The 9146-nt window shown below is 73.1% G+C and carries 8 protein-coding genes; 1 reads left to right on the top strand and 7 read right to left on the bottom strand.

The window, feature by feature from the left end; all coding sequences use genetic code 11:
- Positions 1–640: crotonase/enoyl-CoA hydratase family protein (locus ACFW2E_RS33215; RefSeq protein WP_384471509.1), on the bottom strand; the 640-nt coding region annotated here is incomplete at its 3' end.
- Positions 641–723: 83 nt separating this feature from the next.
- Positions 724–1698, bottom strand: coding sequence for a YbhN family protein (locus ACFW2E_RS33210; protein WP_384471507.1), 975 nt, complete (start codon positions 1696–1698; stop codon positions 724–726).
- Between the two features lie 171 nt (positions 1699–1869).
- Between ACFW2E_RS33210 and ACFW2E_RS33205 the strand changes: the two genes are divergently transcribed.
- Positions 1870–3747 carry an ABC transporter ATP-binding protein gene (locus ACFW2E_RS33205; RefSeq protein ID WP_384471512.1) on the top strand — a complete coding sequence of 626 codons (1878 nt, stop codon included), beginning with the start codon at positions 1870–1872 and terminating at the stop codon, positions 3745–3747.
- A gap of 157 nt (positions 3748–3904) precedes the next feature.
- On the opposite strand, the gene ACFW2E_RS33200 is transcribed toward ACFW2E_RS33205, so the two are convergent.
- The 5 genes from ACFW2E_RS33200 to ACFW2E_RS33180 all read right to left on the bottom strand — a co-directional run.
- Entirely contained in the window at positions 3905–4888 is a 984-nt protein-coding gene (locus ACFW2E_RS33200; protein WP_384471504.1) for a zinc-dependent alcohol dehydrogenase family protein, read from the bottom strand.
- 65 nt (positions 4889–4953) lie between these two features.
- The gene (locus ACFW2E_RS33195) at positions 4954–5526 is read right to left on the bottom strand and encodes a TetR/AcrR family transcriptional regulator (protein ID WP_384471501.1); all 573 of its coding nucleotides are present in this window, start codon (positions 5524–5526) and stop codon (positions 4954–4956) included.
- A gap of 739 nt (positions 5527–6265) precedes the next feature.
- The gene (locus ACFW2E_RS33190; RefSeq protein WP_384471499.1) at positions 6266–6856 is read right to left on the bottom strand and encodes a TetR/AcrR family transcriptional regulator; all 591 of its coding nucleotides are present in this window, start codon (positions 6854–6856) and stop codon (positions 6266–6268) included.
- A gap of 383 nt (positions 6857–7239) precedes the next feature.
- Positions 7240–7938, bottom strand: coding sequence for an NADPH-dependent F420 reductase (locus ACFW2E_RS33185; RefSeq protein ID WP_384471496.1), 699 nt, complete (start codon positions 7936–7938; stop codon positions 7240–7242).
- A gap of 359 nt (positions 7939–8297) precedes the next feature.
- Positions 8298–9146 (bottom strand): PucR family transcriptional regulator (locus ACFW2E_RS33180; protein WP_384471493.1); only part of this gene is annotated, 849 nt, incomplete at its 5' end.

The raw sequence follows: 9146 nt of genomic DNA, 5'->3' as shown, positions 1-9146 counted from the left end.
GCCGGTCGGGGACCTGCCCCGACGCCCGGACACCGCGCTGGCACGCGTGGGGGATGGGGGCGACGGTCGCGGCCAGGTCCTCCGCCTCCTCGCGCGCCCGGCCCCGGGGAACCAGCCGGTTGGCCAGCCCGATCTCGTACGCCTCACGGGCGGGCACCGGGCGGCCGGTGAGGATCAGGTCCATCGCGCGGCTGGTGCCGATCAGCCGGGGGAGCCGTACCGTGCCGCCGTCGATGAGGGGGACACCCCAGCGTCGGCAGAACACGCCGAAGACGGCGTCCTCCTCGGCGACCCTGAGGTCGCACCACAGGGCGAGCTCCAGACCGCCCGCCACCGCATGGCCTGCGACCGCCGCGATCACCGGCTTCGACAGACGCATCCGGGTCGGGCCCATGGGCCCGTCGCCGTCCTCGGCCACCCGGTTGCCCTGCGCGGTGCCGGCCGCCTTCAGGTCCGCCCCGGCGCAGAACGTGCCGCCCTCACCCCACAGCACCGCCACCCGGGCGTTGTCGTCGGCCTCGAACGCCCGGAAGGCGGAGGCGAGTTCGGCCGCCGTCGGGCCGTCCACCGCGTTGCGGACCTCGGGGCGGGACAGGACGACCGTGGTGACGTGCCCCTGATGTTCCAGCCGGACCGGCATGGACCGAACTCCTTCCTGCGCGCCGGCGTCCCGCGCGCCGGCTCGGAAGGACACTGTGCCACCACGGCGGATCACCCGCAGCGTCAGATGACCTTCATCCGCACCAGCGCGCCCAGGGTCAGGGCGCCCGGCACCAGCGGTACCCAGACCGTGATGATCCGGTACGCGAGGACCACCGCGGTGGCCACCGCCGCCGGGCCGCCCGCCGCCACCAGCGTCACGACCAGCGCCGCCTCCACGGAGCCGATCCCGCCGGGCGTGGGCACGAGGGCCACGGCGACCGTCGCCGCCAGATAGGCCAGCGCCATGTGGGTGGGCGGCACCGGCAGCGCCAGGGCCTGCCCCACCGCCGCCAGCCCGGCCGCCTGGAGCGCGGGAAACGCCAGCGAGCCGCCCCACAGGGCCAGCGCCCGGGCGGGCCGGGTGTGCACCGACCTGGCCTCACCCAGCGCGGTGCGCAGGAAGGAGGACACCGTGGTGCGCAGCCGCCGTACGGACACCAGCACGGTCCCCGCGACCAGCAGCAGGCCACCGGCGCCGAGCAGCAGCGGCGCGGGAACCCCCTGGGGAAGCAGGGCGCCGGGCCGCAGCGCGCCGGGGAAGGCGGCGAGCAGCGCGGCCAGCAGGGTCAGCCGGCCGACGCACTCCGCGAGCAGATACAGCGCGAGCGCGGCCGAGGAGCGGGCGAGCGGCACCCCGCACACGGTCATGAACCGCAGGTTCACCGCGCTCGCGCCCAGCCCCGTGGGGAGCAGATGGTTGGCCGCGCCCGCCGCGAACTGTGTGGCCAGCAGCCGCCGCCTGGGCAGCGGCTCCATCACCGCGCCCTGCCGGGTGAACGCGGCGGCCACCCAGGTCAGACAGGTGGCAGCGGCCGCCGCCAGCAGCCAGGGCCAGGAGGCCGTCCGCAGCTGGCCGAAGCCCTCGGCGAGCAGGGAGCGGTGCCGCACGGCCGCCACGGCGACCAGCAGGAGCGGGACCAGGCACAGGACCTGGCGGACGGGGACGCGCCGGGGGAGTCGTCCCCGGGGGAGGTCGGGGAGTTGTACCGCTGTCACATCCGGAGAGGTTTTCCCTGCCGCGCCAACAGCGGGTGGCGTAATCGCGGACGGCGGCTTACGGCCGGGAAGCGGGTGAGGGGGGAAACTCATCGGGTCCTTCGAGCGGGGGGACATCCGGCGGACATTGACCTCAACGAAGCTTGAGGTCTTACGTTCTGTCCCATGAGCATGGAGACCACAGCCTGGACGCAGCTGCACAGCGTGATGACCGCGCAGCAGGAACGCCGTCCCTTCGCCCGCGCGACGCTGCGCCGCATCGCCGCCTTCGCCCGCCCGCACCGCCGCCGCATCGCCTGGTTCGTACTGCTCGGGATGGTGACCGCCCTGCTGGCCGTCGCGACCCCCGTGCTCGCCGGCCGCGTCGTGGACGCGATCGTGACGCACGGCGACAGCGGCAGGGTGGTGCGGCTCGCCCTGCTCATCGCCGTGATCGCGGTCGCCGAGGGGGCGCTCGGCATTCTCGGCCGACGGCTCTCGGCGACGCTCGGCGAGGGACTCATCCTCGACCTCAGGACCGCGGTGTTCGATCATGTGCAGCGCATGCCGGTCGCGTTCTTCACACGCACTCGTACGGGAGCGCTGGTCAGTCGTCTCAACAACGACGTGATCGGCGCCCAGCGGGCGTTCAGCAACACTTTGTCGGGTGTGGTCAGCAACCTGGTCACGCTGTTGCTCACCCTGGCCGTCATGCTGACCCTGTCCTGGCAGATCACCCTGCTGGCGCTGGTGCTGCTCCCCGTCTTCGTCGTACCCGCCCGGCGGATGGGCAGCCGCATGGCCGGGATGCAACGCGAGGCGGCCGCCCTCAACGCGGCGATGGGCACCCGCATGACCGAGCGCTTCTCCGCCCCCGGCGCCACCCTGATCAAGCTGTTCGGCCGCCCGGAGGAGGAGTCGGCGGAGTTCGAGGCCCGCGCCGCCCGGGTCCGGGACATCGGCATCCGCACGGCGACCGCCCAGTCGGCCTTCATCACGGCGCTGACCCTGGTCTCCTCCCTCGCCCTCGCCCTGGTCTACGGCCTCGGCGGCTGGTTCGCCCTGCGCGGCACCCTGGAGCCGGGCGCCGTCGTGTCACTGGCCCTGCTGCTGACCCGCCTGTACGCCCCCCTCACCGCGCTCGCCGGGGCCCGCGTCGAGGTGATGAGCGCGCTGGTCAGCTTCGAGCGCGTCTTCGAGGTGCTCGACCTGAAACCGCTGATCGAGGAGAGACCGGACGCGCGCGAGGTGCCCGAGGGCCCGGTCGCCGTGGAGTTCGACGACGTCCGCTTCGGCTACCCCTCCGCCGACAAGGTCTCCCTGGCCTCCCTGGAGGAGGTCGCCACCCTCGACACCCGCGGCGGCGCCGAGGTCCTGCACGGAGTCTCCTTCCGCGCCGAACCCGGGCAGACCGTCGCCCTCGTCGGCTCGTCCGGCGCCGGGAAGTCGACCATCGCAGCCCTGCTTCCGCGCCTGTACGACGTCGACGCGGGCGCCGTCCGGCTCGGCGGCGTCGACATCCGCGACCTGGGCGCCGCCTCCCTGCGCGCCACGCTCGGCATGGTCACCCAGGACGGTCACCTGTTCCACGACACCGTCCGCGCCAACCTCCTCCTCGCCAGGCCCACGGCGACCGACGAGGAGCTGTGGGACGCCCTGGGCCGGGCCCGCCTCGACGAGGTCGTGAGATCCCTGCCCGACGGACTGGACACGGTGGTCGGCGAACGCGGCTACCGCCTCTCCGGCGGCGAGCGCCAACGCATGACCATCGCCCGTCTGCTGCTGGCCCGGCAGCGCGTCGTCATCCTCGACGAGGCCACCGCGCACCTGGACAACACCTCGGAGGCGGCCGTCCAGGAGGCGCTTGCGGAGGCGCTGGCGGGCCGGACCGCCGTCGTCATCGCCCACCGCCTGTCCACGGTCCGTGCGGCGGACCTGATCCTGGTCGTCGAGGGCGGCCGGGTCGTCGAACGGGGCACCCACGAGGAACTCCTGGCGGCCGGCGGCCGGTACGCGGAGCTGCACCGCACCCAGTTCGAGGAACAGCCGGCCCAGGCCCCGGTCACCTGACCCCGGGCTGATCCCGACGCCCAAGCGAGCCGTCCTGACAGAGACAAGGCCTTCGGCCTGCACGCAGGCAGGGAGCTGACCTCCGGGAGCACTTCCCCGGCTCCGGGAGGAGCGCCGGAGCCTCGGCTCCGGCGCCCTTCTCCGCAGACGTGCGCGGTCAGCCGATGTCGATCACGATCTTGCCCTGGGCGGTGCCGCTCTCCACGGCCGCGTGGGCGTCGGTGATGTCGGCGAGGGTGAAGTGCCGGGGGTCGAGCAGAGGCCTGAGCTTTCCCGCCTCGGCGAGGGCGGCCGCCTCGCGCATGATCTCTCCGTGGTGCTCCCGCCCGCGCCCGGTCAGCAGGGGCAGCAGGGTGAAGACACCGGAGTAGGTCGCCCCGCGGAAGGAGAGGGGAGCGATGCTGTGGGTTCCCCAGCCCAGCGCGCTCACGACGTGACCCGTGTAGGTGCGCACCGCCGTGAAGGAGTCGTCGAGCACGGAGCCGCCGACGGTGTCGAAGACGACGTCGAAGCCGTCGCCTCCGGTGTGCTGGGCGACGTACTCCTCGACGCCTGTGGTGGTGTAGTCGATCGGGACGGCCCCCAGGCGCTCGACGACCTCCCGTCGTGAGGGCGAGGCGGTGGCGAAGACCTCGGCGCCGCGGGCGCGGGCGATCTGCACGGCCACGTGGCCGATGCCGCCGGCTCCGCCGTGGATGAGGACCTTCTGCCCCGCGTGGACCTGCGCCCGGTCGACCAGCCCCTCCCAGGCCGTGATGACGACCAGGGGCAGGGCCGCGGCCTCCCGCATCGTGAGTACGGCCGGCTTGCGGGCGAGCAGACGGGCGTCGACGGCCGCGTACTCGGCGAGCGTGCCCTGCACATCGCCGACGCCCCCGGTCATGCCGAAGACCTCGTCGCCCGGCGCGAAGTCGTGGACGCCGGGGCCGACCGCCTCGACCACGCCGGCCAGGTCCAGGCCGAGGACGGCCGGCAGCGTTCGTCTGGCGTGGGCGGCCTTGCCGGCCCGGATCTTGGTGTCCAGCGGGTTGACGCCGCTGGCCTTGACCTGGACCAGCACCTGACCCGGGCCCGCGGTGGGCTTGTCGATCTCGTCGAGGACCAGCGGAGTGTCGAATTCCCGGAGAACCAGTGCGCGCATGACGGCGCCTCTTTCCTGTCTTGCTGGGTGAGTGTGGGGCCGGCGCAGCGGTGCACCGGGTGCGATCAGGTGCGGCCGGCGACGAGCAGGCGTGCCGCGGACTTCGCCTCTTCCACCACGGCGCGGTCCTGAAGCAGGCGTCCCGAGGCCAGGGCGCCGTCGATCAGGAGCCCGATGTGCCGGGCGAGCGCGCCAGGGGCGTCTGCGCCGGCCTGCTCGCTCAGCTCGGTCAGCCAGGCCTGACGGCGCTGGGTGTGCTGCACGGTGATGGCCCGGGCCTCCGAGTCGAGCTCGGCCTCGACTGCCGCGCTGACGAACGGGCAGCCGAAGAAACCGTGCCGGTCGAAGGCGTCCGTGAGCGCGTCGAACAGTCCGACGAGTTGTTCGCGGGAGCCGCTTCCGCTGCGTGCGGCGGCGTCCTGCAGCTGTGCCATCCAGGAGTCGTCCGTCCTGCGCAGGTACGCGGCGACGAGCTCTTCCTTGGTGCGGAAGTGCGCGTACAGCGTGGACTTCGCGACGCCCGAAGCCGCGATGACCTGGTCGATGCCGACTCCGCGCAGCCCGTTCGCATAGAACAGCTCCGCCGCCGCGTTGAGGATCCTCTCCTCGGACTTCGTCTTCCTGATACGCGTCGCCATGACCGCACCTCCTTAATCAAACAGACTAGTCTGTTTGATTAAGGAGGTGCAAATGAGGACTCCGGGCACCGGTGGGGCCGTCCCGCAGGCCGGTTGTCCCTTGTCTCCGTGGGGCGTGAGGGCCGTCGCTCGGCTCGGCTGCCCGGCGGCGCCGAGATCGCAGGGCGAGCACAGCGCCGATCTCGGTCCGGGAGGCGATGCCGCGCTCGGCGAAGACCTTGCGCAGGCGGTTCTCGGCCGTACGCGGGCTCATGGAGCGAGCCTGCTGCCGATCCCGGGACTGGTCAGGCCCCCGGTGGCCCGCACCACGCGAGCCGGCGGCGGCCCTTGAGGTACTCGTTGATGTCCGCGTTCGCCGCGACGACGTCCTCCGGCGTGAGGCCGGACGCGGGGCGGAGGCCGGCGACAGCAGCGCGTCGGCGATCACGTTGGTCGCGAGGACGTCGAACGCCGGGCCGAGCACATATGCCGCCGCCTGAGGGAAGGCCTGCCTCCAGCAGGCGCAGCGGCGAGGGTGCGCGAGGCCCAGCGGGCTGTCCGGGCCCCAGCCGGGGGTTGAGCCCCGCCAGCCCGGACAGGTGCTCACGCGCCGAGCAGCCCTGACCGCGGAGCATCCGCGTTCCTCGGTCCCGCGTCCCGCCGCAGACTTGCCGTGACCGGCCGGCCAACTCCGCCACCGCGTCTCGGTCGCCCGGTGAGTGTGGTGCGGACCTCTTCCCGTGCCGCCGCGGTCAGGCGGTCAAGGGCCGACGCGCATTCCGGCGAGGACCAGGGTCACGGCCTGCTCGGCCCACTGCGGGTGGCCGCCCCGTCCTGCCATGTAGTCGGCGTAGAACGGGCCGAGGAGTGCCGACACGGCCGCTTCGAGATCGGCGTCCTCGCGGATCTGTCCGGCCTGCTGCGCCTGTTCCAGGGCCTCTCGCAGGAGGGTCCGGCGCGGGAGTACGGTGCGTTCGCGCAGGAGGGCGAGGAGTTCCGGGGTGTGGGCCTCTTCGGCGAGGCAGGTGCCGATGAGCGCCATGCCGTTGACTCGCTCGATGGTGGCGGCGAAGTCCTTGAGGATGTTCACCAGGTTGGTGCGGAGGTCTCCACCGGGGGGCGGGGCGTCTGTCATGCGGGCGGCGGCGAGGGCTGCGGTGAGGAGGTCGGCCTTGGTCTTCCAGCGCAAGTGGATGGTGGACTTGCTGACCTGCGCGGCAGCGGCGACCTGGCTGAGACTCATGCGCGTGTAGCCCTGCGAGGCCAGCAGTTCCAGAGCCGCCTGCAGGATGGCGGCGTCCTTCTCGGCGGAGCGCGGCCGCCCCGCGGCTTTGGTTTCCGTTCCACTCACCTGGTCAGAATAGTTGAGCTTCCGTACCGGGCGGTTCGGTTCGGAATGCGGGGACTATGGGTGCGGGTGGCAGCGCCTCGCCCACCACGGCGACCCTGTGCCGCCGCGGTGGCTTCGCCGAGTACCCATGTGCGCGGGCCGCCGTGGTCCGTCCGGCCGACGGCGGCCGTCTGGTGGTCCACCGGGTCGAGGCCGTACGTCTCCACGTGCAACACCTACCTGGCCGGACCCGGGACGGGGGACCGGCAGACCGGCCGGATGCAGGACCCGGGCGGCCGGGGACGGTGGCGTGCGCGCGTGTGGCAGTGGCCTGTCCGTGCGAGAAGCAAGAGGCGGGTCGGGTGCGGGCGGACGTCCGCGTGCCGGGCCGCCAGGACTGCGGGTCAGGCGCTCGTGCGGGTGCCCGCGATGTGGAAGTTGAAGTCGGCGTGGCCGAGCGCGCCCCACAGGCGCAGCCAGATGGGCAGCAGCATCTCGGTGCCGCGGGCGGTGGTGATGTCGCCGAGGTCGATGACGCTCGCGGTGGGCCAGCCGAAGGACACCAGCAGTTCCGTGACCTGCTTCTTCGCGTCGGCGTCGTCGCCGGAGACGAACACGTCGTGCTCGCCCGCCACCCGGGACGGGTCGACCATGACCTCGCAGTTCATCGTGTTGAGGGCCTTGACGACCCGTGCGCCGGGGAAGGCGCGCTGGATCTGCTCGCCGAGGCTGTCGGTGTTGACCGGGTTCAGCGACGGCGGCATCCCGGCGGAGAAGTCCAGCGGGTTGGCGATGTCGATGAGTACCTTGCCGGCCAGGTTGTCCGCGCCCGCAGCGGTCAGGGCCGCCAGGCTGGCGGCGCCCGCGGTCGTGTTGACCACGGCCTCGGCCCAGGCGGCTGCCTCGGCGAACGAGACGAGCCGCACGGCGGAGTGGTCGGCCTGCCACTGCGCGAACGGCGGATTGCCGTAGCCGTCGGGTTCGGTGCGGGCCAGGGTGGCCTCCGGGTCACGGGTGCCGATGACGATCTCGTGGCCGAGGGTGGCGAGCTTGGCGGCTATGGTCCGGCCGACGACGCCGGTGCCGAGAACGGCGTAACGCATGAGGGGTTCCTTTCGACGCGGGCGGACGCGACCACCGGTCCGTCCTCGTAAAAACTAAACCGAGTGGTTCGGTATTGCAAGTGGGTCGTGTGAGTGGAGAACTCCGGCCCGGGCGGGACGTGCCCGTGGCATGGTGCTCATCGGCGCCCGGCCCGCCGAGAAGAACCGCACGCCGAGCTTCCTCAGGTGCTGCGTGAGTACGCCGGCCGACCGCGCCGCGCCCGGGGCGGCTCCGCTGGGCGCCGTCTGCGCCGATCGCCCGGCCTGGAGGTGCCGCCACCGGGGACCGGACCGAGGGCACCGTGGCGAGCGTGCCGCAGGCGGGGGCGTTCAGGCCGCTTTTGAGTCGGGGCGGGAGCTCACGGCGCGGACAGGACGCTGTGCACCTTGACGGCGAGGTGCACCTGGAGGGCGTGGTCGCCGTGGCGCCACTGGTCGCCCAGCAGGGCGGTGACGCGATCGATGCGCTGGTAGAGCGTGTTGACGTGGACGTAGAGGTGGGCGGCGGTGCGGGTGAGGCTGGCGTCGCACGTGAAGTAGGCCAGGAGGGTGCGGACGAGCTCGCCGCCGCGGCGGTCGTCGTAGTCCAGGACGGGGCCGACGACGCGGCGCACGAACCGGTGCAGTTCGTCGCGGCCCGCCTGACTGAACAACAGCCCGTAGATGCCGAGTTCGTCGGGGGTCGCACCGTCGCCGTCCCGGTCCAGGGCGAGCAGGACGCACAGGCACTGGGCGGCGTCCCGGTGGGCCTCGGTCAGGGCGTCGACGCCGGGGGCGGCCCGGGTGGCGCCGGCGGTGACCGGATCGCCGACGGTCCGGGTCAGGTGATCGGCGAGCGCGCGGGCGGCGGGGCCGGGTTCGTGGTCGCCGGGGAGCAGGACGACGACGTCGCCGCGGTACACGCCGGCCAGGCCGTGCTCGTGCGCGGCGAAGGCGGTGGCCGCGTCGGCGACGGCCCGGCGGTGGCCGCCGCCCCGGCAACGGGCGGCCAGTACTGTCTGCGGCCGGGTCAGGTCCAGGCCCATCAGAGCGGCGCGTCGGCGCAGCCCCTCCAGGTCACGGTGGGGTGCGCCGAGCAATTCCTCCAGGATCTCGCCGCGCAGCCGGTGCTCGGCCTCGGCGACGCTGCGCTCGCTCAGCAGCACGAGCGCCGTGACCAGGGCCGCGCTTTCCAGGGACCGCATGTCACCGGCGTCGAGGCGGGCGCC

It is taken from the genome of Streptomyces sp. NPDC058964, assembly GCF_042741275.1.
Lineage (GTDB): Bacteria > Actinomycetota > Actinomycetes > Streptomycetales > Streptomycetaceae > Streptomyces.
The sequence above is the reverse complement of the archived record's forward strand: the minus strand, read 5'-3'. Positions and strand labels throughout refer to the sequence as shown.

Excerpts from the sequence above, each read along its gene's own strand:
- ACFW2E_RS33185 (WP_384471496.1), bottom strand. The coding sequence starts at position 7,938 with ATGCGTTACGCCGTTCTCGGCACCGGCGTCGTCGGCCGGACCATAGCC.
- ACFW2E_RS33205 (WP_384471512.1), top strand. The coding sequence starts at position 1,870 with ATGGAGACCACAGCCTGGACGCAGCTGCACAGCGTGATGACCGCGCAG.
- ACFW2E_RS33195 (WP_384471501.1), bottom strand. The coding sequence starts at position 5,526 with ATGGCGACGCGTATCAGGAAGACGAAGTCCGAGGAGAGGATCCTCAAC.
- ACFW2E_RS33200 (WP_384471504.1), bottom strand. The coding sequence starts at position 4,888 with ATGCGCGCACTGGTTCTCCGGGAATTCGACACTCCGCTGGTCCTCGAC.